Below are 26,095 nucleotides of genomic sequence, written 5' to 3' on the forward strand. Positions count from 1 at the left end.
CGAGGCGCCGCTCCTACCAGGCAAATCCGCTCACGCACATCCTCTGCTTCGCGGTATAACCCCTTCCCCGGGCAAATCGTCAAGCTAAAACAACATCGACACATAATTGAGCCAGTAAAAAAGGGCAGTGAGAAATCACTGCCCTACAAGCGCTTAAACGGGATAAACGCGGAGACTACTTATTGATGTTCAGCAACTGGGGCGAGGTGTATTCCAGTAGTCCCTCGACGCCGAACTCAACCCCGAAACCGGACATTTTGCAACCGCCAAACGGCGCATGCGGCAATACCTCGGCATGCCCGTTGATCCAGGCTGTACCGCACTCCAGGCGAGTCGCCACCTGTGTGGCAGACTCGACATCAGCCCCCCACACCGAACCGCCCAGGCCAGCGTCACAGTCATTGGCGCGGCGCACCGCGTCATCGACATCGCTATAACGAATCACCGGCAGGACTGGACCAAACTGCTCCTCGTCGACAATCCGCATGCCGTCGCTCGCCTCGGCAACAATGGTGGGGGGATAGAAATAACCGCTGCCGGCCAGGCGCTCGCCACCACACAGAATACGCGCACCGTTGTTTCTCGCATCCTCAACCAGGTCAGACACAATCTGCAATTGCTTTTTGTTCTGCACCGGACCAAAGGTGACACCCTCATCCATACCACTGCCCAACTGCTGCTGCTGGGCAATCTCGGTCAGCTTGCCGCACATCGCCTCATAGATGGAATCATGCACATAGAGCCGTTTCAGTGCGGCACAGGTCTGCCCCATATTGAGGAACGCCCCCTGAAAAATCGGCATGGCCACAGCGTCCACATCGGTTCCCGGCAGCACGATACCGGCATCGTTTCCACCCAGCTCCAGGGTCAACCGCTTCAGATTGTTGGCGGCATGGAACATGATATCCTTCCCGGTCGCCGTAGAACCGGTAAAGACGATTTTATTGATCCGGGTATGGACACTCATGGCCCGCCCGATGTCACTCATACCGGTCACCACATTGACCACCCCTTTGGGCGCCACTTCATTAATCAGCTCTACCAGACGCAGGGTATTCAGAGGGGTAAATTCCGAGGGCTTGATCACCACGGTATTGCCCGTTCTGAGCGCCGGCATGATGTGCCATACAGCAATCATCAACGGCCAGTTCCAGGGGGTAATGGAACCGACGACACCAAGTGGTTTGCGGTGCATTTCAATTCGCTTTCCCGGCGAGTCCTCAATCACCTCCACCGGAATATCCAACTCTGCGGTTGCCCGGGTCCAGGCGACCGCACCACCCACTTCCGCCTGCGCCAGAAACATCGGCTTACCCTGTTCAGCCACCACGATTTCGGCCAACTCCGCCGCATGGGCTTCAATCTTGTCAGCTATGTCATGCAGTAACTGCTTGCGTGTGTCATTACTGCTGAACTGCCATTGCCTGAATGCCTCGCCCGCCGCGGCAACGGCCGCATCCAACTGACCCACCGAAGCAGTGGGACATGCCGCCACCACCGCTTCAGTGGCCGGATTCAGCACATCAAAGCTGCCGTTGTCCCCGGCAACCCACGCACCGCCTATAAGCAGCTTGTACTCTCTATTCATAACCGTTATCCATTGATTGTCGTTACCCCTGCGAAAGATCCGCGACCGCCCGGAGATACCCGGTCAGAACGGCACGATGGTCAGGAGCTGGAAATAGGTACTGGTGCCGGAACTGCCCAGCTGGGTACCCCCTTGGGCGGCACTATTTTTCGGATTATAGAAACCGATAAGCGGACTGAGAATCAGGTGATCGTTCACCACCCATTCGGCAAACAGGTCGAGCTCGGTGGCATCCAGATTGCTGTTTGAATCACCGTTGAAATCAAAGAACAGCGCACCCACCGTCAGCGTCTCCATAGGGGTTGCCTTCAGGGCGATATGATGGACGCCGGTGTCGCTATTGAATGGCCCCGCATAGTTGGCGGCCACCTCGCCCTGGAACCAGGTGCCATAGCCGCGGTTAAAGCCAAAGAACAGCGGGTCAAAACCCGTATCAAACTGGCTGTAGCGATAGTTCAGGCTGGGTGACCAGGCAATATTGGAGAAGGTCCACCCGGCCTCCATATACCAGGCATCCGCATCCAGGCGTGTGTTGTCACCCTGATCCTGGTTGGCGTATTCGGCGGACAGAAACAGATTTTCGATACCCATACTGCCCTGAAAGCGGACACCGGCAGTGCGCTGGCCGTCACGATGGGTGAGGCCCATAAATGCCGCCTCGGTGGCATCCACATCCAGGCCCTTGAGAAAATAGGCCCCGACGGTTCCGTGGTCCGATACATGCTCCACATTGAGGCCGGCCAACTCCATGCTGGCCTGGGCGGGATTGTCCGACTCCAGCCAGAACAGATCGCCCCTGAAGCCACTATCACCTCCAAGCTTCAGCATAAGGCTCTTCTTGAACGCCTTGCGCGCCGCCAACCAATAAGCCCCTCCCCGATCCATATCGGGCGCACCGGGAATCGCCTCAAAGCCTTTTCCAAAGTTGAGCGCATCACCGTTGATCAGAAAGCCATCGCCTATGGTGATATTCTGGCTGCCTGCCGAGACTTCGAACATCTCGTTGCGCCAACCGACATAGAGATCCTCAAAATCGGTCTCTGTTTCATCACCGGTAGTAAATCCGGCCGCATCCCCATCACCAAAGGTTCCTGAGGTCAGCAGATTGATGGCACCAAACAACGACCCGGAACCAGCTTTGGTCGATCCGCTGAAGCCATACTTGACATAACCTTCCTGCCAACTGACGCTGCCAGGCGTACCCAGCAGTTGTGCATAGCTTTCGTCGCTATGAAATACGCCGAATATCGCTTCAATATCCAGATTGATTTCCGACGTGTCATTCTTCATCAGATTCAATGCCGATGCCGATCCCCAGGTTGCACTCAACGCAGCGGCAACGACTCCCCTGATTATGCAGCGCCGTTTATTTATCCTCATAACAGTAGCCTCGATTGCAGATTATTCTTGGTCACACAAAAACGCGGGATTGTTACCCGGCCAGTGGTTTACGCGGTCGAACAATTGGATGCAGGCTAGCTTTTTCCTGTAAACCGGATTTGTTCAAGTTGTAGTGATTTGTTCCGGGTTGTAACAAGATGTAAATGCGCGGCGTGTGGGCGACCTGCGACAGCGATGCTGAAAGGAGTTCAGCCAATGATGTCCGCATCTTTAGCACCGGTAATTTGTCTACCGGCACATGAACCATTGCTGAAGGGGAGAAAAGGAATATTGAGGGATTAAGGGATCAGAGCTCCCCGGCGGGATCACTCCAGAGGAAACTGCGAATCAGCTCGCAGGGAAAACCACGGTATTCAAGGAACCGGGCACGCTTGTCGCGCTCCCGGAAATCCGCTGGCAGGGAGTCACCGAACTTGCGTCGACAACACTGACTTATCAGGGTCAGCCACTCGCTGTCTCCGGGGTCTGTCGAGGGATCGGCGAGGGTGGATGCCACCCCTCGCTCCAGCAGCTCCTGTCTGATCCTGACCGGTCCAAAACCCTTGAGTTTGCGACTGCTGACATACTGTTCGACAAAACGGGCGTCACTCAGATAGTCCTGCTGTTCCAGCCCATCCAGCACCTGTTCCAGCAACGCCGGCTCTTCGCAACGGGACTGCAGCTTGCGGCGCAATTCCGCCCGGCTGTGCTCTCTGATCGCGAGCAGGCGGATCGCCGCCTGCTCAAGTTCCGCTCGTTCCGACAATTCAGACCTCGACACCGACCTCCGCCTCATCCGATTTAACCTCGGGCTTGGGGAAGGCCTGCTGACGAATCTGATCTTCCAGGTGCTGGGCGATGTCTGCGTTCTCTTTCAGGAAATTGCGCACATTATCCTTGCCCTGGCCGATGCGGTCGCCGTTGTAGCTGTACCAGGCGCCGGACTTCTCCACCAGACCGTATTGCACACCCAGATCGATCAGCTCACCCTCGCGCGAAATACCCTCGCCATAAAGAATTTCGAAGTTGACCTGCTTGAAGGGCGGCGCCACCTTGTTCTTCACCACCTTGACCTTGGTCTCGTTACCGATCACCTCATCGCCCTTCTTGATGGCACCGGTACGGCGGATATCGAGCCGAACGGAAGAGTAGAACTTGAGGGCGTTGCCGCCGGTGGTGGTCTCCGGATTGCCGAACATCACGCCGATCTTCATGCGGATCTGGTTGATGAAGATGACCACGCAGTTGGAACGCTTGATATTGGCCGTGAGTTTACGCAGCGCCTGGGACATCAAACGCGCCTGCAGACCGACGTGGGTATCACCCATGTCGCCGTCGATCTCCGCCTTGGGTGTCAGCGCCGCCACCGAGTCGACCACCACCACATCCACTGCACCGGAGCGTACCAGCATATCGGTAATCTCCAGCGCCTGCTCGCCCGTGTCGGGCTGGGAGACCAGCAACTCGTCCACATTCACGCCCAACTTCTCGGCATACTGGGGGTCCAGGGCATGCTCGGCATCGACAAAGGCGGCCGTGCCACCCTGCTTCTGGGACTCGGCCACGATATGCAGGGTAAGCGTGGTCTTGCCCGAGGACTCAGGACCATAGATCTCGATCACGCGTCCCTTGGGCACACCGCCAATACCGAGTGCGATATCCAGATTGATCGAGCCGGTTGAGATCGCTTCGATATTCCTGATGGCCGTGCCGTCACCCATGCGCATCACCGCACCCTTACCGAACTGTTTTTCGATCTGACTCAGTGCGGCACCCAAAGCCTTCTTGCGATTTTCGTCCATTGTTTCCCCCGGTTTGACTAAAGGTGACATCCCGCCACCCGACAAGTTCTATTGATGTTCTCTATTATTGCACAGCCACAGGCTCAAGTCATGAGCCTGTTCAACTTTATTTAATTCAACATAAAGCAAATGGGAATCCATCGCCGACAGGGCAATATCAAATGGAAATTCAATCCGATCACCGGCCCCTGGAGCACAATTCCGGGTACAATCAGCACGGTGTACCTTTTAATCCCTATCTACTGAACAGGGCAGACAGCATGTTACCAGGAGAGACCGTCGGCATCGTCAATTATCCTTTACGCAGCCAGCTGGCCAGCGAGGTTCACGCCCGCCCCTACGAACAGCTGACCGCACCGGTGCAGGCGAGCCATCTGGCGATCCTCTCGGACGAGTCCCTGCTGGGAAAAGAGCGGGAGATGATCGGCGAGCTGTGCGAACGCTTTCGCGTGGCCCCGCCCTCCGCGTCGGCCCGCCACCACAGCGCCGACATGGGGATGTTCCGTCTGAAGTGGGAGCGTCACAGTGAATTCTCCAGCTACACCTTCTTTCACCATGCCCCCTTTGAGCAGCCGTTCCAGGAGACCGCCATCAGCCGGGTACCGGCAGACTGGCTGGAACAGCTGCCTGGACAACTGTTGACGGCAGTCCATCTGGCACTGGCTCCCCGGGATTACCCGAAACAGGAGATCGAGGAGCTGGCCACGCTGTTCGCCAGCAACACGGTGACCGGCTCGGTGGTAACTGGGGGCGCGGCCCGGGTCTGGACCGATTTTCATATCCACGCCGATGGTTTCAGTCGTTTCCTGATCCAGGACGACCATCTGCGCAGCCGCCAGGCCGGACGCCTGATGCAACGTCTCTATGAGCTGGAGCAGTACCGCCTGCTGGCCCTGCTCGCCTTCCCTCTGGCCCAGCAGTACGGCCAGCAGCTCAACCGGCTGGACCAGGCGCTGAACAGCCTGATCGGGGAGATTGTGGACATCGACAACCTGGAGGATGAGCGTCATGCGCTGGAACAACTGACCGGCCTGGCCGCCCAGGTGGAGCAGGTCGCCTCCACCACCAGCTACCGGTTCAGTGCCGCTACCGCCTATTACGACATAATCCGGCAACGCCTGGCGGAGTTGCGGGAAGAGCGCATTCAGGGGGTGCAGATGCTGCATGAGTTCATGCAACGTCGCCTGGCGCCCGCCATGCACACCTGCCAGTCAGTGGATCAGCGTATCCAGGGTCTGGCCACCCGCATAGCCCGCGCCTCCAATCTGCTACGCACCCGGGTGGACGTGAGCATGGAGGGACAGACCAAGGATCTATTGCGCTCCATGGATCGCCGTGCCCGTTTGCAACTGCGGATGCAGGAGACCGTGGAGGGGCTCTCGGTAGTAGTGCTCAGCTATTATCTGCTGGGCCTGGTGGGATATGGCCTGAAGGGGCTAAAGTCGGCCGGTATCGGCATCAATGTAGAACTGGGCATCGGCATCGCCATCCCGGTGGTGCTGGTTGCCGTGTTTTTCGGCGTCCGGCGATTGAAGCGACTGGCGGGACACGCGGGCGACTGAGCCGGCGGCCTGTTGAACCGTTCACCCTGAGGCGGGCCTCCTGCATGGACAGGAGTCAACCATTACAGCAAGGCCAGGACACCCTGTAGCGCCACTGCCACGGCCTGCCGGCGCACCGCCTCCCGATCACCGGCAAACCGGTGGCAGGCGGCGACCACATCGCCCTCCCGGCGTTGCCAGGCAAACCAGACGGTGCCCACCGGCTTCTCCGGGGTACCGCCCCCGGGACCGGCAACACCGCTGACTGAAAGCGCCAGATCGGCGCGACTGTTCACCAGGGCACCGGTCACCATCTCCCGCACCACCGCTTCACTGACTGCGCCGTGGGCCGCCAGTGTCTCCGGCTGCACCCCCAGCATCTCCTGCTTGGCCTGGTTGCTGTAGGTAACGAATCCCCGATCGAACCACTCGCTGCTGCCGGCGATATCGGTCAGTACCTTGGCGATCCAGCCGCCGGTACAGGATTCCGCAGCGGCCAGCTTCAGTCGGTGCTTCAGTAATTGTATCGCCAGCTCATGCGCCTGTTGTGCCAGTTCATTACTCATGTGGACAGTATCTGAGTTCACCCCCATAGACGCAAGCCGTGCGGTTTTGTCATAACCTATCGCGACAGATCGGGCCTGACCATCCGCACGATTTGGGCTACACTGTGCGGCCCTGAATCAGCAACTCAGAAGGTCCCTATGCAAATCCTCTGTGAACACAAGGCCTCGCCGGCCAAACTGGAAATCCTGGGTGTATTTGAATGGCCTATCTGGGAAAAAGAGGTCTCCGAGTTCCCCTGGCAGTACGACCGCACAGAGGTCTGCTACTTCCTGCGTGGCCAGGTGGAGATCACACCGGATGGCGGCGAACCCCAGACCTTCGGACGCGGCGACCTGGTTACCCTCCCGGCCGGTCTCTCCTGCACCTGGAAAATTCTCAAGCGGGTAGAGAAACACTACAGCTTCGAATAACCCCACAGCCGATCAACCGAGCCGCCGCACAGCCCCATGAGCAACACCGTCAGCCCATCCCACACACCCATGATGCACAGGTGTTTTACCATTGTTTAACAAGGATATTTTTTAGATCAACAGCATAAAAGCTACACTACAGGTTACAGTTTTTCAGCCCCTTGCTTCATAGTGTGTGTTCCTGTTGTAACCAATTGTTTTATTTAACTTAATTCTTAGCACCCATTGCCCATTACCTCTATCGAATAGGTATTAAGCTATTGTTTATCAGAGATTTTTTAAATAATACAGCATAAAAGCTACACTAAACGGCCAGTGACTTGCTCCCACCAGTTCCGGTCGGCGCCTCTTTCAAACCATAATTCGCTTTGCATTGGTACCAAATACGGACTATATTTGGTACGTTCTGGAATCAGAGATACGGTGGACACATCATGAAACTCAGCGAATCGGTCAAACCCATCAGCTACCTCAAAAGTCATACGGCCGAGGCCTTACGAGATGTCAACGAGAGCCAGCGGACCCTAGTGATAACCCAGCACGGTGAAGCCAAGGCGGTTCTCCAGGACATCGCCAGTTACGAACAAACCCAGGAATCGCTGGCGCTGCTCAAGATGCTGGCCCAGAGCTCCAAATGCATTCGAGAGGGGCGTAGCAAGCCCGTCAAAACGGCCTTCTCGGATATCCGCAAACGCATCAAGGAAAGCACCGGGTGACACGCTATCGCGTCCGGGTTTCAGAAGAAGCGGAACAGGACCTGATCGACATCTACCGTTACGTTGCAATCCATGACTCGGTGGAGAAGGCGGCGCACGTTTTGGAGCAACTGGAACCGCTCTGTTCGAGCCTTGCCGAACTGCCCATGCGAGGCCATATCCCGCCCGAACTGGATCGGATCGGCGTGACGAATTACCGGGAGGTTCACTTCAAGCCGTATCGTGTCATCTACGAGGTCATTGGGCAGGACGTCTTTGTTCATTGCGTCCTGGATGGGCGACGAGACATGCAGTCGTTACTTGAGCGGCGCCTGGTTCGGTAGGAGCTACCCACACTTCCGCGTTCGCGCAGTAGGTTTGCCGGTCTCATATTACTGTTGCCTCCCCTGCTGTTGAGCATGCCGAGCAGAGGGTATCGATAAATCCCACTAGATTGAAAACAAGCCATTTTTTATATTTAATATCAATGGCTTAATAGATAATCTATGTAGTAATACCATGCTCAGAAATAGTTGTGCTGGTAGTGCTTATAATAACGGCTAGTTCGCTGTTGCTGAAAAAGTAAATCTGTCCCGTTTTCCTCTCACCTTCCTTGTTAAGGCCGGACTCAGGAGCGAGACCCCGCCCTGCCGCAGGTAGCGGCGAATATCGTAGAGGCAGGAGACGCCGAATGAAACTTCACTGTATACGCTTATCAAACTTCCAGTGCTTCGGCTCCGAGCCTACGGAACTCAGCCTCGAAGCCCTGACTTTTTTTATCGGCCCAAATGGGTCCGGCAAGACTGCCGCGATGCAAGCGCTTTGCCGCTTGTTCGCTTTCGACCCGGCCTTACGGCGCATCAAAAAATCGGACTTCCACGTTCCCCATGATGAGGGAGAAACACCGGACGAACGGACCCTTTGGATTGAAGCTGATCTCCTCTTCCCGGAGCTGAAGGATGATGAGGGAGAACATCCAACAATCCCCCCTCACTTTGGACACATGCGCCTGGACGAACCAGCAGGTATACCGCGTGTTCGCTTTCGTCTCGACGCGAGTATGGGTGTGGATGGCGATATCGATGACACGTTTCGATATGTGCTGGACCTTAACGCGGATGGTTCGCCCCTGAATACAGCCGCAGTGTCTCGGCCCGAGCGCAATAACATTCAGCTCCACTACCTGCCTGCAAGACGCGATCCAGCGGAGCACATCTCGTTTGGAACAAATGCTCTGCTCGGCCGGTTACTGAGAGCAGTGAACTGGGATACCGAGCGCTCAACAATCAAGGCGCTGACCGAACAGATAAGCGACAGCCTGGCAACCAACGAGTCAGTCGCCTCGCTAAGCAAAAAATTAAGTGGCGCATGGAAAGGCCTTCATAAAGGGAGCTACTTTGCTGACCCTTCGATTACCTTTGTTGCGAGTGAAATCGAAGCGCTGCTCAGGCACCTGTCCGTATCGTTTGCTCCGGGCCACGACGAGCAGTTGGTGGATTTCTCGCGACTGAGCGATGGGCAGAAATCCATGCTTTACCTCTCGCTGGTTCTTTCTTCGCAAGCTATAGGGCGTGCGGTACTCAGTGGAGAAGACAGCACCTTTGATCCAGACAATCTCAAACCCGCTATATTCACGATTGTCGCTGTTGAGGAGCCCGAGAACAGCCTCTCTCCCCATTACCTGGGCCGTATTGTCTCGGCGTTGACCACGCTGGTACAAAACGAAGATGCCCAGGCTGTAATTGCCACCCACGCTCCTTCCATGCTGCGTCGAGTAGAGCCCGAAAAGATCCGCTACCTGCGTCTAAGCGAAGCACGACGAACAAGCGTGACCGGCATTCAAATGCCAGCTGTTGCCGACGAAGCCCACAAATTTGTGCGCGAAGCCGTCCAGGCCTTCCCGGAACTGTATTTCTCTCGATTGGTTGTTCTTGGTGAAGGTGACAGCGAAGAAATCGTACTACCCCGCATATTGAAAGCAAAAGGGGCTCCTATCGATGAGTCTGCGATATCTGTTGTGCCGCTCGGTGGCAGACACGTAAATCACTTCTGGCGCTTGCTAACAGCTCTGGATATCCCCTTTATTACTCTTCTGGACTTGGATTTGGCACGCCACCAAGGTGGATGGGGACGTGTAAAGTATGTAAATGATCAATTGGGCCAATACATGCCAGTCCAACAGCTTCCTTCTGATTGGGGTATACCCGCATGGAACGACGATACCAACAAGCTGCTTGACTACCAAAACTACATCAACACACTCGAAGAGCGCGGAATTTTCTTCTCCTCGCCGATGGATCTGGATTTTGCGATGCTCAAGAGCTACCCAGATGCTTACGAACTCGATGGCGCGGACGAGGTTCTCCCAGACGACAACAAGACCAAAGCGGTCCTTGGCGACAGTTACCACGATGCTAATCAATACACCGAGGACGAGCAAAAGCTTTTCATCACATATCACAAGCGTTTCAAGCTTGGCAGCAAACCCGCCGCTCATATCAACGCCCTTTCCAGGCTCACTGATGGTGAGCTTCTAGCCAAGATGCCACTTTCATTAGGTCGACTGGCTGATGCAGTGATCGCCAGACTCGCGGAATTACCTGAGTGATTGACCCCGCAGACTGGAAACCGGCTGATGGCCTTATATTAGAGCCCAATGCGTTAAACGCCGCGACCGAGCGCGAACGCTGCCTGGCACTGACCGCCGGTCCTGGTGCTGGAAAGACCGAAATGCTCGCACAGAGAGCGGACTTTCTTTTACGCACAGGAACATGCCGTTATCCGTACCGCATCCTTGCGATCTCATTCAAGGTCGATGCAAGCCGGAACCTGAAGGATCGTGTGCGCCGACGCTGCGGCCCAGAGCTTGCCGCCAGATTTGACAGTTATACCTTCCACGCTTTTGCAAAGCGCATCATCGACCGCTTTCGTCCGGTACTGACTGGGCTCGACGCGCTTGATCCGGACTACACAATCGGTACTCACAAAGTCACACGCCGACAAATTGAATTCGGCGACCTCATCCCCCTGGCAATAGATATTCTCAATACATCCCGGGTCGCCAGAAACGCAGTCCGCAAAAGCTATACCGATGTTTTTCTTGATGAGTTTCAGGACTGTACCGACCGGCAGTATGAACTGGTCCGACTGGCATTTCAGGGCACTTCAGTTCGCTTGACTGCCGTGGGCGATACCAAACAACGGATCATGGCTTGGGCTGGAGCCCTAGAGGGAGTCTTCTTAACTTTCGCCGCTGACTTTAATGCGGTGCCGTTGAATTTGTACCTCAATTTCCGCTCACAGCCACAGCTTCTTCGCATGCAAAACGCGATCATCCGCGTCATGGACCCCACGTCCGTCATGCCCGACGAGAACATTGTCGGTGATGACGGTGAAATCTATGCCTGGAGATTTAACACCAGCCAGGACGAAGCCGTATATCTGGCGGATCAGATAGTCCGCTGGATTCGGGATGAAGGCGTGCCTCATTCAGAAATTGCTATTCTGGTTTCCAAACAGCTCGATCTTTATGCTGATTTGTTGATGAAAGAACTGGATCAGCGCGGCATTCCTTACCGCAATGAGCAACAGCTTCAGGACATTTCCGTAGAGCCCGTAGCACGGTTAATAGCGGATTACTTGTTGTGCCTTTATGGCACACGAGAGCCGGGGGCCTGGTTACGGTTGATGGATCAACTTATCCCCTTCGAAGATGAGTACTATCAGGGCGACCTGCGACATGACTGGCAACGATTTATAAAAGCACAACGTAAAGAGGCTGAAATTCTCGACTTGATTGTCGATAGATGGCCAGGAGCATGGACATTTGTCGAGAAATTCCTTGAAAAGGTTGGAACGAGCGATTTGACTGCCCTGCACCCAGATTATGAGTCTGCCAGCCGACTTGAAGAGGTGATACACAACACAAGATCGCGGATAGACGAATTGCTCATGATAGACCCTGATTTGCTTCACGCTTTAGCTCGATTTTCCGAGGACCATGCGGTACGCATCCTAACCATCCATAAGAGCAAAGGCCTGGAGTTCGATACGGTGGTGATTGTAGGTGTAGAGAAAGAAGCGTTCTGGGGTAATGAGGCAGAAGAACGGTGCGCATTCTTCGTTGGGGTGTCACGCGCAAAGCGCCGCCTACTACTGACACATGCGGATCAGCGGGCAAGGCCACCCGATTGGACTAAACGTTGGGATACCGTGCGCCACCCCCAAACCGAATACTTTGGGTATGCCACACCGTTCTTGAGTGGCGGCACCTAAGCAAGTGGAATCGATCCGTCCAGGTTTATATGGCCCGGAGTTGTTAGGTTCTTTGAGATCAGAAATACAAACTTCTCTATCCAGTTGCTCATTAAACACTCAACTAAATGGCTCTTCTTTTTCCCGCTGGGATTCAAACCCTGCTATATACTTCTTAAGTAAATCACTTTTACTCCCGAAATATCTTTCCAAGAATTCCTCCGCCGTCAACGGAATATATTCGACATTTTCTGCGCTCAAACTGAGGTAGTTGAACACTGATACACAGCACCTTAGGCAACCTTCCGGGCTTTGACTTCCAGGTAAATTCCTTCCTGCTCCTGCAAGTAATAGATCAAAAGATAATCGCCATGTCCCATTTAGTTACCTTAGCTCCATGGACCTACGCCAGCAAGAATCTTTCGACCAACATAGTTCTCGTCTAGCTTTCCAACTCGCTTCTCCATGGCTCGCTTGCGAGCTGAACGATTCAGCCGAGCATGACTCAGCTTAAGCTGCATAAATGAACTGCTTTCGTTTTCGGCTTGCCAATCCTGGTTGATCCATATCCAGGCCCGCTGATCAGCTGATCGGAGGAAGAGTACCCAAGCAGCATAAGCCTCTGCTAGGTCTTGAGCCTTTAGGTAAACACACCACCAGTGGTGAGCGCAGGCTTCGGCCCATCGAAAACGCGCTGACTTGCATTCGAGTGCAGCATAACCGGTTCGAATCTCACCCTCTGGCCAGGCATCAGCGACAGGCAGTGTATTATTCGTAGTAAAACCTGCGAAAACTACACCGCGTTTCCGTTTCCAGGCGAGAGGCGATGCCCGATCCGTCTCGATAATTCTGGTGAGCCAATCTACCTTACCATTATAGGACGCGGCAGTCGCAAGGTTGAACAAATCTCTATCAGTATTGCTATATACCCACGTGGTCAGCTCATTTCGCAGTTCATTTCCCTCAGGCGAATCCGGAACACGAAAAACCATGTGTAATAACTCTTCGACACCTGCTACACCCATATATCGGGTCACCACCGAAGCACGAACGGCACGCCAGAACTGCGTGCCACGTACAGGGTCATATGCCAGGAGAGCCTCGCAGAGTGTCAGGAAAGCCCCTTCTGCCAAACGAACACGGTGTCGAAAATTCGTTGAAATCTCTTGATACCCCTCAATCCATAAATCGACCATATCTGGTGCATGTTTCAGAACATGTTCATAATCTGCCGTGTCAATATTTGCAAGATAGAGGCTAGCACCGGAAGCATGTAATTCTCGTATACGTGAAATCGCGGTCTCGGCGGCACGCCGGTACGCCTTTTCCTGCGCTTTGGCATCCATAGCTTTACTCAGAGCCTCCATGGGATTATTGGCATCATCCTCGCTAGTACGTGGTGAAACTGAAAATGAAAATGGCGGGGACTCGACATCAGCTCGGTCAACCGACAAATTGGATCCGGGATCAGGTTCCTCGACTTTCTCAATCATAAGAACGTGACTGAAGATTTCAGCTGCAAGCCGCACCTCCATTCGGTCGGATCCGCGCTGGCGAGCCGCTTCCAATATCCGCCATGGCGCCAATCGCTGGATAATCTGTTCGAAGGGCAAGGCCCGTGTAGCCTCGATATAGGCGCCTGTTCCATAGTGGTTTACCCAAACATCTGCTTCCGGTCTCCAGGACCAGCCATCGGCCACAAGCCGTCGGCCGAAGCGTTCCGCGTCAGCTCGGGTCAACATTTGGAATACGAGCCCACGATGATCATAGTCTGTCTGTTTTGCAAAACCTTCTAGCCATGACCAGGCACTATCGCTGAACTCAACCCGGTGGATAGATAACAAGGTGATTAAATCGTCTTGTTCTTTCGTCGAACTGGGTGCATAACGCGAAATCAGTGCATCAACGTCATGCGATGTAGGAACACGCAATACTTCGGCAAGGTCTGTCAGGATGGATTTGAGGTTTGCCTGAATTAACCGATCAATTTGTGCCTGTGCATCCAGATTCTGGAGTTCCAGTATCAGGAGCTGGCTGGCGGCATAGAACTCCCGCCCCTCATCTTCGTCAGTATTGCTCATGCGCAAGGTTTTCGCTGCCACAGCCTCAGATTCGCCAGCCAGCAGGAAATGGTCAGTCACACTAACCGCATTCCAGTACCGGGACTCGGGTGGGCAAGTCGCCATATTTTGCATCTTGTTATGTATTAAATCAGCGAGCTGCTGAGGCGCGCAACGAGCGAAAACGGGTTCAAGTTCTTCGAAATTATGATCCTCGATCGTATGGCTCATGTGTCGATTCAGTTTCTCGACATCAAGATGCGGAATTGCAGCACGAACCTCCTCAACGAATGTGTCTGGTGGCTCGAAATTCGGGTCCAACCATAGCTCTTTAGTACGCTGTATACGTGTCAGTAACGGTAGCTCTGTATCATGCAGCACGATTTCAGCATGTCGACGTTCTAACGGGAAAAAACTACGGCCAGGTTGCGGCAGGTAATCTTTCTCATAGGTCCACCAGCGATCGATACCGGGATCAATTGACACTGCAGTATCTTCATCTATCTCCTGACCACTCAACCAAAGCAAGATCGCAGCGGTCCGCGCGGGAAGATCCGCATGTACACCCGGCTCTGGTGTTCTGAAACGAACGTCCTTTGATAATGCGCGTAGAACTTCCGCCGTGTCATCAGGATCGACTTCGTTAAGAAAACAGAGCCACTTCAATCCATCCCAGCCCTCCTCACTGCCCTTGATTGCCAATGAAATGGCTGCCACTTCCATAATTGGCACAACCTGAGCAAGCGGGAAGCCCTCGATAATCGACGGCGCAACAGATCGCAGCGAAATATCAAACTGGTCCACGAGTTCAAGATCAACGCCAATGACTGTAACTGGACCTGAAGTATCAATGCCAATACGCTGTATGAACCGATCAGACAAGCTTTTCTTAGAATCCGGGTGCGAATCAATTTCTCGTGAGATGATGCTGAACCACTTACGTATCCGTTCGACAATCGTTGTCAGTGCCGCATCACCCTTTCGCGGGATGGCACGCAACGCATTGACTGCCCAAAGACGAGCCGAGGCATGTGTATAATTATCAGAATGTTCGACTGCGTCGAGTAATGCACCTGTTAAATACAAGGCAAGATTGGCAAGCTCTCGCCGATGATTGTCGCCCACATTTTGGCTTTGCAACCACGCTGTGACGAGCACCCCAGTAATAGGAGATTTTCCTGAGTCACCCCGTTCCACCATGATCGAGACCGCGGCACGCAGGATCTCTGCACGTTGATCAAACCCTGCAATTGGATCAAGCCACAGTGTGAGTTCAGCATCGAGTGACTCGAAAGTCGGTGTAACTACCGCATCAAGCTGGGCAAGCACTGCAACACCGAGGGCATGCGCGATAACGGCGGGAGCGAGTTGCAGGCATCCTGATGGTTCAGGTTTTGCGAACCGACCGTCAATGATGTCACTGAGCCGCGAATAAACCTCTGTCTCCGAGAGATCGGGACGATTCACCGTCTCTCCAAGCGACTTGACTGAGAATGCCTCGACACCATCGCGATACTTCTGAGCAATCTCTTTCAACCAAGCCTTCCACTCAGATTCGCTAAACGACTTTCCGGCACGCACTCCGAAGCTGTCACGTCCATACTCCCAGAGCAATCTGTGTAATGTGATCTGACCCGCCTTGACTAGATTCTCACGAAATCGTACTACGAGCTTAAAGAGACGGGGTGTGCGAGCCAGCTCGATAAGATCAGGATGCAGGTCAACCTGAGTAAGACTCTCGAACGCCAGCATTTGGTCGAGTTCACCTCCCGGCGCCGTATCGTAGAGATCCACGGTAATCGGCACTGCTGCTACGACGAGGCCACGAAGCCTGGACAACTTATTGTCAAAGTAATGATTACGGCTACTGATGACTACCCGTACCCGTCCTGCAAATGACTCACCCTGCAAAACCTTCAGCAGCGATAGCCAAGGTACAGAAGACTCCTGATTCAACCCATCAAAGAAGAGTGTCAGAACTGGCCCTTCATCCGATGGCCGCTTGAGCAGGTAATCGAGTCGACGAAGCCAGTGTTGCGAATCTCGTACACCACTCACTTCATAGAGACGATCCGCCAGAAACTGTTTAACATTGGTTTCTGAGACCGTCGAGAGATTAGTCGCTGCTGATGATGGGATTATCAGTATAACTGGCTGCTCACCCTTGGTTTCGACCAACCAATCGAGCACCGCCCAGGTCTTGCCTACGCCATCCCACCCGATAACCGCCGCAGGAGAATCCGATCTTGCCGGTCCATGCCACCAAGTACTGAGTGCCTGATGTACCGCACTGCGTTTAATTCTCTTATCCTGAGCTGCGCCCGCCACGTCTTGACCAAGTGCAGCGTTCGAGGCCCGTGGTGAGCTCCATATACTGTCGAGTTTCTTATGCGATCTGTCTCGAAGTGACTCAAATCCGAGGCACCATGATTGCAGATTTCGCCGCAGCATCTCGACTGCATCGGTTGAGGTAGATTGAAGCGCACGAGCAAAGGTCGCAGCTTCTCCCGAAAACTCTGCTTCTACCAGATCGGGGTCGAGAGAGCACAATGCTGCAAGTGAAGTGATCTCGTGTTTCTTCCATTCGATAATTAGGACGGGGACGCCAAGTTTCTCGCCTTTCTGGACCAAGTCCTGCGCAAGCTGCTCAGGCACGCTTCGAGTTGCAACGAGAAACCAGCCCTCTAGTGCCTCATCCCGTGCCAGCGCATGATCTATTTCACCAAGCAGCTCCCGATCCTTCAGCGACGTGGTACTGCTATACTTCTTGCACTCTAATCGGAACCGTCGCCCTTGCTGACCAGCCGGGCCTGCATCTCCACCATGTTGAAAACCCGACTTGGCAACCGAAACATGGACATTGAGAAGTCGACCGAGTAAAGCCGCCGCGAGATTTTCGAACTTTTTCGCATCACCTTTTTGCAGTTCGCGTATAAGCCTTTCCTGATTTGTCAGAGCGCTAGATTTCTGCATCATTGAGATCGTCAAGAAACTCTGAAGCCGGATCAACGCTCGTCACCAGAAGATGATCCCGTGCACGGGTACAAGCAACGTACAATAGATGGCGTTCTGTATTGTAGACCTCCTCCAAATCCGAGTCATCGACTACTGTCTCAATCCGCTGCTGCAGGGGAAGAACTTCATCATCACAAGCCATGACTACAACTGCGCGAAACTCCAGCCCCTTCGCAAGATGCATGGTACTGATCGACAGGTAACCGCTCGTTGTCTCTAGCTTCTCGTCAAGCACCTTAAATGGTAGCGCTGCGTCCTCGACTGCACTCAGGGAACGACCAAGTTCCTTGTCAGAACGGACAAATACTCCCATCTCGTGAGGCAGTACCCCTTCGCTGTTCCGCTCAGTCAACCATTGACTAACCGTGTTGCGTTCATCCTCAATAGTATCCAGTATCTGGATACCGGGAGTTGGTCCGTTGAATACGGATACGGTGCCACGACGCTCTTCGGTATTACCATCCACATCTGAAACCTCTGGACCCAGCAACCTATCGGCCTGCATCCTGATCTGGTGTGATGTTCTGTAATTTATATGGAGGGTGCGAGAACGACCGCGAATATCGACACCAAGTGCTTTCCAAGAAAACGGGGGCTGGAATATGCGCTGACCAAGATCGCCGGCAAAAAATAGGCTGTTTAGGCGTTTGCCACCAAGTGCTGCAAGAAATCGCAACTGAGAAACACTGATATCCTGCGCCTCATCAACGACGGCAAAGTCGAAAGGCGGGTGTTTTCGCTCAGCAAGTTTTTTGGATAGTTGACTAAACAGGCCGGGATAAGTTATCAGGCAGCGCTCTGCCAACTGTGAGCGGACACGATCAAATATCGACCAGAGCACCTGACGCTGCTGCTCTGGCAGGCGCGTTTTTCGTCCCAACCGCCTGACGTCCCTATATGCCTCCCAGGTATCTAACTGCCACGCATCTACTACCTCTTCCCATTCAGTCAATAGAAATTGCGGACTAAATTTGTGCCCTCCTACTTCTACTGCCACCTCCGTTATGATTTGCTGTAATTCTTCATGGGATACAATGTTTAGAGCGCCAAAGTGCAATTCATAGAGCCGGCGACCAATTGCATTAATGGCATGGACTTCCAATCGCTCACCAATATGCGGTTCATTGCTGATCAATCGCCTTAGCTTGGTTCTCAGCGAGTTAGCCAGGGTGTCGGAAAACGTGGTAAGCAAGACTCGCGCATCGGGGTGACTACGGGCGAGAAAGACGGCCCGATGTAAAGCAACGATTGTCTTGCCCGTACCCGCCGAACCCGAAACCCTTGCTGGTCCGTTATAGTCTTTTTCCACCCACTGGCGTTGGGCCGGATGTAGGAAGATAGTCCATTTCTCCCATGGGTAATCCAGCGCGCGCTCAAGTTCTTCGACATTTTTCATCACCCGGAAACGGCGCTGCGCATCGGGATGTTCAAACGGATCAGCGCTCACAGATACTGGCTGCGCAATATGTGGGATACCGCCAGTTGCCAATTCCAGGAGCGCTTCTGCCGCTTCGCCAGGCAGGTGATCTGCCAACTCAAGCACGCTGTCTTCATCAGCACTGCGCACATCATCCAGCCACTCGGCTGGCACCCCATAACTCAACAAATTGTCATCAGAGATGTCCGCAAACAACAGCGGCTTTAATGGTGTTGGTTCATCAACGGGAACATCAATCTGGGCAACGTATTTCGGGACGGTAATTTCCCTGACCATCTCCCGAACTTCTACTATCTGTGCCGCACCGGTCTTTGGATGGGTTTCCAGCTTGCGACGTTCCGCCCATTGATAGGCTTTATCGTGATGGTTCACGTAACAAAGTAATAAACTCTTTTCCGTCTTATGGACGATCAATCGAATATCTCTGCTGACCCGGACTGACCAGAAATTCGGATCCTTGGCTCTATCGAGCTTATGAAATTGCATTCCAGGGTTTGCTGGATTCAATTGCAGATCGAATGCTGTTGTCTTGACATTTTTTTGTTCCTCACCAGTGAGTTTAGCGAGACTGTCTGTGAAGGTATCGGCGATACGGAAATTCATCACAACATCCTTTACTGAGTATCTCTTCTCGAATGAAGTAACATTCGCGTTCTCGATCAGACCGCTTGAATCCCTGACCGGGACCTCAGCACCCCGACAGGCATAGGAGGAACTTCGACATCCGACACAATGGTCGTGGCGCCGTCCAACCCAATATCGATGTCGTACCGCCTACCTAAGGCGTCCGAGGTACTTAGCAGGCGCCTGCACAAAAGATCCGCAAGAGCGGGATCCTCGACCGCGCAGACTATTTGCCTGCCATCAAGGCGCAATGCTGCAAGTACTTCAATTAAGTGGAGTGCTCGAAAATCATCAATATGCTGAATAGGATCATCCAAGAGCAATGTGTGCCAAGGCGTCCACGCGCGTGCCAAATGTACTGATAACAGAAACGCTAAGCCAGCTGCGCGCCGCTGCCCGCTACTAAAAACGAACTGAGGATTAAGTCCGTCCCCTACTTTCAGACTAAGAAACCGTCGAACGTCGCCGCGAATACTATATTCGATGGAGCGCCAGTCATGATGAGGGCGCAAACGCTGGTAGAGCTCATTCAGGAGAGGGCTGATTTGAGCCAGCCGCTCGTCGATGATCTCACCTGAAATGCTGCGCACTCCACGCTCCATGGCCTTCGCGCTTGCCAAGGCTCGTTCGGAGTTCTCCACTTGCGCCGCTGCACCATCTGCTTCCTTGCGGAATGTCGCGATACGATCTTCGAGCGACGAGATTTTCGAAACAGACTGTGACGCCTCAAGTGTATGCAACGCCCTCTCAAGATTGATGAGTCGATCCCGTTCAGCCGTGAGTTGCTGTTCAAGACCGTCGGGATCCTGGACAAAACGAAGGTCAAGCCCGTGGCGTTCAAAGGTTTCGACATGAGCCTGTTCCCGAGCGGCAAGGCGCGATTGCTCAGTTTCAATCCCGGACCATTCCGCCTGCGCCTGATCCAGCTCGGCGGCAGCCTGCTTAGCCGATTCGCGCGCGTCTGCCGCTTGCTGCCGAGCCTCTGCAATCCCGGTGGCGAGAGTGGCCATTCGCTCTCGCGCGAGCGCAAGCCCAGCGGCGAACTCTTCATTAGTCCTTGAGGCCGCACATAGCGGACAGTGTTCGTCGTGCAATCCCAACTTTTCGCCATGTTCGATAATCGCGGCAAGTGAAGCGGCAAGGGCGTTAGCTCCCTGCTCAACTTCGAGAGCGCGCTCCATATCCGTAACAATGCGGTCTGCTTCAGCCTTCGATTTGTTGGCCACATCGAATCGCGCTCGTGCGGCTTCCCGCTTCTGGGCTGCCTCCGGGGCATCGAAGGCACGTCGAAGCGCCAGAACCTCATGCCCCTGAGAGATGGCTTCGCCCATCCCTCCAAGGCGCGTACGGCCTGCCGCCAGTGTCGAACGCCCGGCAACAAGGCGAGCTGCAATGTCCTCTGGACCATTGGGTGTTGCGGCAACCAAGACTTCCATCGCGGCAGCAACGTCGCCTGCACGACCGATTGCCTCCTTCGCTTCAGACAACTGCGTCAAGGCATTTGTAAGCTGGGTACGTGCATTGGTATACGTGTTCTGTCTCGCGTCGTGGGCCGTCTCTATGCTCTTGAGTACAGACTTGGCTTTGGCGCCAAAATCGACTCCTTGGACAGGGCCAAGTGCAGACCGCACCAGTTCGAAGCGCTCGGTTTCGCTCAGATCGAGGCTGAGTGCCGCAATCCATTCGTCGCGGATGATAGAGGTTCTGCAAAGTTGGCGAATCGCGTCATCTGGTCTGACAGCGTGGCAGAGAGCATCTTCGATCTCTTTTGGTGATTTGTCGGCGCCCGATTTCCTTGTTCTTGTGATGAGGAAAGTCTCGCCGTTGTCCTCCTTGAGCGACGCGGTTACGTAGTGGTTGCTCGGAGAGCCCTCGCCGCGCCACCACAGGTAGTCGTCGAGACTTTCTTGTGCTGCTTTTTCGACAGCATACTTGTCAATCGACCCAGTCAAGGCAAATTCCACAGCGTCGCAGAGCGTGCTCTTCCCCACGCCATTGCGCCCAGTGATGACGGTGAACCCTGAACCGAAAGTGACGCGGACCTTCTCGCGAAATCCGCGAAAACCACAGACCTCTATAAAATCCAGTCTCATGTCTTCTCCACAAGCATTCTCGCGACCTCCTCAGCGTCGCCACCACCAAGAAACGCCGCCAACACGTCCGCGGAAACGTCCTTCAATCTGGAGCGAAGTCTGTCCTCAAAATCCGTATCCGAGAGTATCGGCTGAGCCTTCACGGCGGTGAGGGGTAGCAAGGCGCGTTCAACATCGTCTTGCGTGCGCACGCCGACGCGAGCGATCTTTCGGGTTAGTGTAAAGTTCTCCTCGATTCGCTCTACTTCACGCTGCTCGGATTGAGCCCCTTCCTCTGCGAGAAACACCGAATAGACATTCCACGCCTTGGCCCCCGCTGCGCGCAGCGCGGCACTATGCCGAGAAAGTACGGTGCGTTGCGCAGACTCCCAGCTTGCAAGAAGATCCTCCGCCGATGAGAAGACGTGAACGAAACCGATGATAGCAGCGTTCTCGAAGCATGTTACTGCGGGTGGCTCACCGGTCCATGGCCACGTTTCGTACCCAGATTCTCTGAGGAGGATTTCGGTTTGTGTCGCGATATCCATTAAACGCCTAACTCCGCTTGGGCCTGTTCGAAGGTCAGCCACTGCCCCCCAGCGGCCGGCCGCATGATGCTCCCCACAGTGCCCGGCCGAACCACATGCCCAGGCAGGCCAAGATCGGTCGCACCCACTGCAACGAAGACGTCGGCCGACGATGCGGCAGGCGCTTCAATGAAGCGTTCAGCAAGGCTGTTCAAGACGCACCCCGCACCGTTGATGACCCGGATGGAAAGCCCATGCAACGTGTAACCCTGTGGACGCTGTACTGCGCCAGCTCGCCGAAGGAGGAGGTGGAAGCATCCAAGCACATCGCCGTCTCCGGGGCGCTTGGTTGTTGCAGGACGACCATTGGGCACGCCCTCGGCGTCCCTGCGCCAGTCGTACAGAGATTCGCTGTCCAACGCGGCAACGTTCAGCCACGCCGGATCGCAAGCTATACCAGCCACAGCCTCAAACGCAGCACGACCCGCAGCTAGCACCTGCCGTAAGTAATTCTCAGAAAATGCTCTTCGCAACTCGTCAAGCGCGTCGGCTCCTGACTCTTGAACGTGCGAGAAAGTGACTTGCGGCTGATGCGCGAGCGCCCAAAGATCCGGCGCTTTCTGTTCGAGATCGGCACCCTCGGAGAGATCGATCACGGTAATCGATAGCGGGGCAATTCCTTGAATAGCACCGCCAACTATCTGGTTAAGGTAATTCCAATCGGACCAGAAACCCACCACTAGTAGATCTTTCTGGCGCAGATTGGCTTCCATCCAGACTCTACTGCTTGCGATACGGTCAGAAATGATTGGATCGTTGAGCTGCGACGGCGCCCACACGGTGGAACGGCGGTCACGATGCGAGCAGCCGTGGAACTTCAGGAACGGGGACTGAGCATGAGAACATGCCGTCGCTTCGTCCCCATTCAACGAACCGCAAAAATCAGCGCCGTAGTCCCATGCGCGCCGCTCAATCAACTTGTCGTAGTTGCTGGAAAGACCGGCGACGACGGCCTTTGTGATCAGGAAGTCTGCGATTGCGGCGTGACCGGGATTGGGGGGACGTTCGAACTCAATCCACGGAACGAGATTCTCAATGAACTGAGCCTCGAGGGTATTGAGATCGGCAAAGTGTTCTGCCAGTCCCTCAAGATCCTGGCGAAGCGCGGGATCGATGTGCGGGTCCACTCTAACTTGGTAGGCATCAAAGCACATCTCGGCAACTCGACGCGCAGAGGGGAGATTGCTTGGTGGAGCCATTGACAGACCGGCGCCGCATAGCACTACGAGACGACCAGCGTCCATGGACGCCAACAACCGCGTTCTCACTTCCGGTGTCAAAGTGGTTCCCTCATACGCGGAACACCTTCATTACTTCATCGCCAAGGTGGTTGATGACCTTAACCGCTATACGACCCGATGTCGGCTTGTTGAAAGGGCGTGAGGTATCGCTGTTGAGTGTGGCCCAGGCATCCTCATTGATCTCCGCCTTGAGCGTGGTCTTGAGTGCCTTGTAGGGGTCATTCGCACCTAGGAAGTAAGCATGGCGGACAAAGAAGCTCTCTTCGTTGTAATCGGTGTCGATGAACCAGCAGGCGATGCCCTCCGCCCCGTCACTGCGGACTTCGCCGGTGTTGGGATGAAAGACATCCACACCATTAACCTTGACCTGAATCTTTCCATCTTTGGCATCGATGATGTCGATATCTGGCTCACCAAAGATGACGAATAGGTTGCCCTTTCCGGTGTTCTTCAGATCCTCGGCCATGTGCAGGTCAGCATTCATTCTTGCCTTGAGGACTGGGATACGGCCGAGCTTGTCGAACTCTGAAGAATGAGCGTCGTAGTTGAAGGCGCAAGAAATCAGTACATCGAAGTCGGCGTCGCCTGCTTCACGGGCGGCGAACACCAGATCAGGGCGGGACACTGTACCAAACTCCGGTCCGATAAAGATGCCGGCACGTTTCTCTGAACCAGACTCTTCATAATGTCCCTCGGCACAGATCAGGTCACCCGGCCATGGTGTCAAAGATATGAAATCGATCTTGTCTTCCTTGTGAGCCTGCTGCACTCCGGCAGTTTTTAGGTTTTCCATAATCATCCGGACGAAATCCCGCTCCTCACCGTAGCCGTCCTGTGGTTCCGAAACGCCGTCAATTAGCTCGTCATTTTCATCGACGCCAAGGACGCGGTGTGGTGAGAGACTTTCCACGGTAAAGGGTCCGGCCACCCGTACCTTCTTCTTATCCTCATAGGGTTTGTCGTAGAGGTATTCAAAGTCCGCTTTGGCGGCGATAGAGGCATCGATCTCTTTTTGCCGTACAATACGTTGTTCCCACCACTCAGCATGTAACTTCTTGGCGGCATCATCCCAATCGTCATTGGCATCTCTGGGGATTTCCCATTCTTCCCATGTCTCTCCCAATTCCTGATTAAGTTGATTACGCAGTGGCTCTAGTTTTTCTTGGTACTGCTCCCAGATAATGTCAATTTCGGAGTTGTTGGCGATGGATTTGAGCGTGACACGTGGTGCACGTTCGTAAACAAATCCCTGTCGTATGCTCTCGTGTGTCGGTGATTCACTGGGTGTTGAGTGCGTAACGTTTGCTTCCTTTAGCTGTCCTTCGTGACTATCAGTAAGAAGATAATAAGGATAGCGAGCCCCCATAATACGGGCTCGGGCCAAAGCCAAGGCGACACGGGAAGTATCCATCGTAATCCATCGGCGACCCCACTGCTCAGCGACGTAAGCGGTAGTTCCAGAACCACAGGTCGGATCTATGACCAGATCACCTGGATCAGTGGTCATTAATATACAACGCTGCACTATTTCTGTATTTGTCTGAACAACATAGACGGGTGATGATTGACCAAGAAACCCGTCCCAAAGATTCCCGATCGCGGTAAGACTGCTCTCATCTAGATATCGCAAATGCCGCAGGGACTTGCCAATTACAATAATGCGGTCAGTTTTGAGTGCTCGTTCTAGCTGTTCTTTTGTGGTTCCCCACCACCGCTTTCCTGAATCAAAATTACGACCAACATACTCAACTTCGTATTTGGCTCCAGGACCAGGCTTCGTAAGTGATACATCTTGACCAAACTTCGCATCCGCTGGAATCTCTACTCCCAATTTTTCAAGTTTTGAGCGTCTTATTCTCTCACCATTGGGGAGAATCACCCATGGGAAGTTTTTATCTTCCTCTGCGTCCTTTATCTTATAAAGTTGACGATATTTTACCTGTGTAGCGGATGCACGGCTGTACCACAGCAAGTAATCCAAGCGTGCAGGCATTCTTCCAGATGCAGATAAACCCGTAGCACCTTTAGTAAATGCGATCATCGCCACTTGGCAATCTTCTCCAAATACTTCATCTAGTAACGCCCGCACACGATGAACATTCTCATCACCTATCTGGACAAATATCGAGCCACTATCGTGCAACAAATCCCGCGCGACGGTCAGTCGATCTCGAAGGTAAGTAAGGTATGAATGAATTCCATTCCGCCACGTGTCGCGAAACGCTTTTACTTGTTCTGGCTCACGTGTAATCTGCTCAATATTCCCATCCTTCACATCACGGCTTGTTGTTGACCACTGGAAGTTGGAATTAAACTTGATGCCGTAGGGTGGATCGATGTAGATACACTGCACCTTGCCACGCAGACCTTCGCGCTCGGCCAACGACGCCATCACCTGCAAACCATCACCCAGGATCATGCGATTAGTCCAGTTAGCATCGTGCTGGTAGAACTCTGTTTTAGCGCCTTCGTCTGGTACGCCATTAAAATCAGCAAAGAGGTCTACTTGGGAGTCTGCCGCCGCTTCATCGGTTTCAGTGCGAAGAAGCAAGTCATCAATCAGCACCTTAGGGTGGAGCTTCTCCTGGATGTATAGCGGTGGGGTATGAACCACCAAGTCTGACCAGTCCTGCTCATCCTTGCCACGCCAGACCAGTTGGGGGTCCAGATCGCGGTTTCTGCGCTCGTAGGCGACTCGGATCGGGTCTTGATCGTCCTTCTGCATTACCGAGTGGTATTCGGCCGTCGGGATATTCTTGCGCGACGCCTCCTCGTGGGTAAGGGTCTCGACTGTTTTCTTGGTTTGTTTCTTTGCCATACG

Annotated in this window: 17 protein-coding genes; 6 read left to right on the forward strand and 11 right to left on the reverse strand. The window is 54.0% G+C overall.

Annotation, left to right across the window (positions count from 1 at the left end; all coding sequences use genetic code 11):
* Window positions 1-175 precede the first annotated feature (175 nt).
* The 4 genes from A3GO_RS0110905 to recA form a co-directional block, all read right to left on the reverse strand.
* The gene (locus A3GO_RS0110905) at window positions 176-1,588 is read right to left on the reverse strand and encodes an aldehyde dehydrogenase family protein (protein WP_029133426.1); all 1,413 of its coding nucleotides are present in this window, start codon (window positions 1,586-1,588) and stop codon (window positions 176-178) included.
* 63 nt (window positions 1,589-1,651) lie between these two features.
* Complete coding sequence (locus tag A3GO_RS0110910) at window positions 1,652-2,968, reverse strand: alginate export family protein (RefSeq protein ID WP_051302187.1); 1,317 nt, start codon at window positions 2,966-2,968, stop codon at window positions 1,652-1,654.
* A gap of 307 nt (window positions 2,969-3,275) precedes the next feature.
* On the reverse strand, window positions 3,276-3,749 hold the full coding sequence (locus tag A3GO_RS0110915; RefSeq protein ID WP_245621717.1) for a regulatory protein RecX: 474 nt from the start codon (window positions 3,747-3,749) through the stop codon (window positions 3,276-3,278).
* Window positions 3,736-4,770 (reverse strand): recombinase RecA, encoded by a 1,035-nt coding sequence (recA, locus tag A3GO_RS0110920; RefSeq protein ID WP_029133429.1) that lies wholly within the window; start codon window positions 4,768-4,770, stop codon window positions 3,736-3,738. The genes A3GO_RS0110915 and recA overlap by 14 nt, the downstream gene beginning before the upstream one ends.
* A 161-nt stretch (window positions 4,771-4,931) precedes the next feature.
* On the opposite strand from recA, the gene A3GO_RS0110925 reads away from it, so the two are divergent.
* Window positions 4,932-6,332 (forward strand): DUF3422 family protein, encoded by a 1,401-nt coding sequence (locus A3GO_RS0110925; RefSeq protein WP_245621718.1) that lies wholly within the window; start codon window positions 4,932-4,934, stop codon window positions 6,330-6,332.
* A 62-nt stretch (window positions 6,333-6,394) separates the two neighbouring features.
* Here A3GO_RS0110925 and pncC read toward each other — a convergent pair whose 3' ends face one another.
* Window positions 6,395-6,877, reverse strand: coding sequence for a nicotinamide-nucleotide amidase (gene pncC / locus A3GO_RS0110930; protein WP_335340034.1), 483 nt, complete (start codon window positions 6,875-6,877; stop codon window positions 6,395-6,397).
* A gap of 138 nt (window positions 6,878-7,015) precedes the next feature.
* Here pncC and A3GO_RS0110935 point away from each other — a divergent pair, with 138 nt between their 5' ends.
* The 5 genes from A3GO_RS0110935 to A3GO_RS0110955 all read left to right on the forward strand — a co-directional run bounded on the left by A3GO_RS0110935 (window position 7,016) and on the right by A3GO_RS0110955 (window position 12,258).
* Window positions 7,016-7,288 carry a cupin domain-containing protein gene (locus A3GO_RS0110935; protein WP_029133432.1) on the forward strand — a complete coding sequence of 91 codons (273 nt, stop codon included), beginning with the start codon at window positions 7,016-7,018 and terminating at the stop codon, window positions 7,286-7,288.
* 434 nt (window positions 7,289-7,722) lie between these two features.
* Window positions 7,723-8,004, forward strand: coding sequence for a type II toxin-antitoxin system Phd/YefM family antitoxin (locus A3GO_RS0110940; protein WP_029133433.1), 282 nt, complete (start codon window positions 7,723-7,725; stop codon window positions 8,002-8,004).
* On the forward strand, window positions 8,001-8,327 hold the full coding sequence (locus A3GO_RS0110945; RefSeq protein WP_029133434.1) for a type II toxin-antitoxin system RelE/ParE family toxin: 327 nt from the start codon (window positions 8,001-8,003) through the stop codon (window positions 8,325-8,327). Before A3GO_RS0110940 ends, A3GO_RS0110945 begins: the two co-directional genes overlap by 4 nt.
* Window positions 8,328-8,674: 347 nt before the next feature.
* On the forward strand, window positions 8,675-10,591 hold the full coding sequence (locus A3GO_RS0110950; protein ID WP_029133435.1) for an AAA family ATPase: 1,917 nt from the start codon (window positions 8,675-8,677) through the stop codon (window positions 10,589-10,591).
* On the forward strand, window positions 10,588-12,258 hold the full coding sequence (locus tag A3GO_RS0110955) for a UvrD-helicase domain-containing protein (RefSeq protein ID WP_029133436.1): 1,671 nt from the start codon (window positions 10,588-10,590) through the stop codon (window positions 12,256-12,258). Before A3GO_RS0110950 ends, A3GO_RS0110955 begins: the two co-directional genes overlap by 4 nt.
* Window positions 12,259-12,626: 368 nt before the next feature.
* On the opposite strand, the gene A3GO_RS0110970 is transcribed toward A3GO_RS0110955, so the two are convergent.
* From A3GO_RS0110970 to A3GO_RS0110995, 6 genes are all read right to left on the reverse strand, one after another.
* On the reverse strand, window positions 12,627-17,306 hold the full coding sequence (locus A3GO_RS0110970) for a hypothetical protein (RefSeq protein ID WP_157606786.1): 4,680 nt from the start codon (window positions 17,304-17,306) through the stop codon (window positions 12,627-12,629).
* Entirely contained in the window at window positions 17,257-19,353 is a 2,097-nt protein-coding gene (locus A3GO_RS0110975) for a UvrD-helicase domain-containing protein (RefSeq protein WP_037375206.1), read from the reverse strand. Before A3GO_RS0110975 ends, A3GO_RS0110970 begins: the two co-directional genes overlap by 50 nt.
* A gap of 56 nt (window positions 19,354-19,409) precedes the next feature.
* The gene (locus A3GO_RS0110980) at window positions 19,410-21,467 is read right to left on the reverse strand and encodes an AAA family ATPase (protein ID WP_029133439.1); all 2,058 of its coding nucleotides are present in this window, start codon (window positions 21,465-21,467) and stop codon (window positions 19,410-19,412) included.
* The gene (locus A3GO_RS0110985; RefSeq protein ID WP_029133440.1) at window positions 21,464-21,994 is read right to left on the reverse strand and encodes a hypothetical protein; all 531 of its coding nucleotides are present in this window, start codon (window positions 21,992-21,994) and stop codon (window positions 21,464-21,466) included. Before A3GO_RS0110985 ends, A3GO_RS0110980 begins: the two co-directional genes overlap by 4 nt.
* Window positions 21,994-23,187, reverse strand: a complete 1,194-nt coding sequence (locus A3GO_RS0110990; protein ID WP_245621719.1) for an SIR2 family protein — start codon at window positions 23,185-23,187, stop codon at window positions 21,994-21,996. The genes A3GO_RS0110985 and A3GO_RS0110990 overlap by 1 nt, the downstream gene beginning before the upstream one ends.
* Before the next feature lie 136 nt (window positions 23,188-23,323).
* Window positions 23,324-26,092: a site-specific DNA-methyltransferase gene (locus A3GO_RS0110995; protein ID WP_029133442.1), complete on the reverse strand. Its 2,769-nt coding sequence runs from the start codon at window positions 26,090-26,092 to the stop codon at window positions 23,324-23,326.
* Between the last annotated feature and the right edge of the window lie 3 nt (window positions 26,093-26,095).

This window comes from Sedimenticola selenatireducens DSM 17993 (assembly GCF_000428045.1).
GTDB classification, from domain to species: domain Bacteria; phylum Pseudomonadota; class Gammaproteobacteria; order Chromatiales; family Chromatiaceae; genus Sedimenticola; species Sedimenticola selenatireducens.

Excerpts from the sequence above, each read along its gene's own strand:
- A3GO_RS0110905 (WP_029133426.1), bottom strand. The coding sequence starts at position 1,588 with ATGAATAGAGAGTACAAGCTGCTTATAGGCGGTGCGTGGGTTGCCGGG.
- A3GO_RS0110910 (WP_051302187.1), bottom strand. The coding sequence starts at position 2,968 with ATGAGGATAAATAAACGGCGCTGCATAATCAGGGGAGTCGTTGCCGCT.
- recA (WP_029133429.1), bottom strand. The coding sequence starts at position 4,770 with ATGGACGAAAATCGCAAGAAGGCTTTGGGTGCCGCACTGAGTCAGATC.
- A3GO_RS0110925 (WP_245621718.1), top strand. The coding sequence starts at position 4,932 with ATGGAAATTCAATCCGATCACCGGCCCCTGGAGCACAATTCCGGGTAC.
- pncC (WP_335340034.1), bottom strand. The coding sequence starts at position 6,877 with ATGAGTAATGAACTGGCACAACAGGCGCATGAGCTGGCGATACAATTA.
- A3GO_RS0110935 (WP_029133432.1), top strand. The coding sequence starts at position 7,016 with ATGCAAATCCTCTGTGAACACAAGGCCTCGCCGGCCAAACTGGAAATC.
- A3GO_RS0110940 (WP_029133433.1), top strand. The coding sequence starts at position 7,723 with ATGAAACTCAGCGAATCGGTCAAACCCATCAGCTACCTCAAAAGTCAT.
- A3GO_RS0110950 (WP_029133435.1), top strand. The coding sequence starts at position 8,675 with ATGAAACTTCACTGTATACGCTTATCAAACTTCCAGTGCTTCGGCTCC.
- A3GO_RS0110975 (WP_037375206.1), bottom strand. The coding sequence starts at position 19,353 with ATGAATTTCCGTATCGCCGATACCTTCACAGACAGTCTCGCTAAACTC.
- A3GO_RS0110980 (WP_029133439.1), bottom strand. The coding sequence starts at position 21,467 with ATGAGACTGGATTTTATAGAGGTCTGTGGTTTTCGCGGATTTCGCGAG.
- A3GO_RS0110985 (WP_029133440.1), bottom strand. The coding sequence starts at position 21,994 with ATGGATATCGCGACACAAACCGAAATCCTCCTCAGAGAATCTGGGTAC.
- A3GO_RS0110990 (WP_245621719.1), bottom strand. The coding sequence starts at position 23,187 with ATGTGCTTTGATGCCTACCAAGTTAGAGTGGACCCGCACATCGATCCC.
- A3GO_RS0110995 (WP_029133442.1), bottom strand. The coding sequence starts at position 26,092 with ATGGCAAAGAAACAAACCAAGAAAACAGTCGAGACCCTTACCCACGAG.